The sequence below is a fragment of the Aquabacterium parvum genome (assembly GCF_001447195.1).
Taxonomy (GTDB): Bacteria; Pseudomonadota; Gammaproteobacteria; order Burkholderiales; family Burkholderiaceae_C; genus Aquabacterium; species Aquabacterium parvum.
Genome location: NZ_LFRI01000604.1, coordinates 1 through 513 on the forward strand (window position 1 = coordinate 1; position 513 = coordinate 513).

The following is a 513-nucleotide window of genomic DNA, read 5'->3' on the forward strand; positions in this document are numbered from 1 at the left end:
AGTTGGTCCCACTCCTTCCCATCCCGAACAGGACAGTGAAACGACTCAGCGCCGATGATAGTGCGGATTCCCGTGTGAAAGTAGGACATCGTCAGGCTACTTACTCCAACAAAGCCCCTGCTCTGCAGGGGCTTTGGTTTCTCCAAGAGGTGAGCGCGCCGCGAGGCTGCTGCTTGCCCTCTGGGGGCTGTGTTGTGAGGCTCCATGCAGGCATGCTGAGCGCGCTTTGATCAAAAGATCGAAGCGATGCAAAAAAGTTTGCCAAGGTGCTTGACAACACAGTGGAAAGCGAGTGATAATCTCGCTTCTGTGCTGACAACAAGTCAGAAACGTTCTTTAAAAATCAACAGCCGATAAGCGTGGGTGTTTGGTTCTGTGAGGTGCGCTGGCGTCGCAAGACGCCAGGTCCTTGGACCAAACGCTCATGGAAATAGAAGTGTTAACACTTATGTGTCACTTCAATTCCTGAGTGAGTTTACAGAGATTGAACTGAAGAGTTTGATCCTGGCTCAG

Annotated in this window: 1 rRNA gene; it reads left to right on the top strand. The window is 51.3% G+C overall.

The window, feature by feature from the left end:
• Positions 1–97, top strand: a 5S ribosomal RNA gene (rrf, locus tag ABG80_RS20945); the annotation flags it as partial.
• Positions 98–513: the final 416 nt, after the last annotated feature.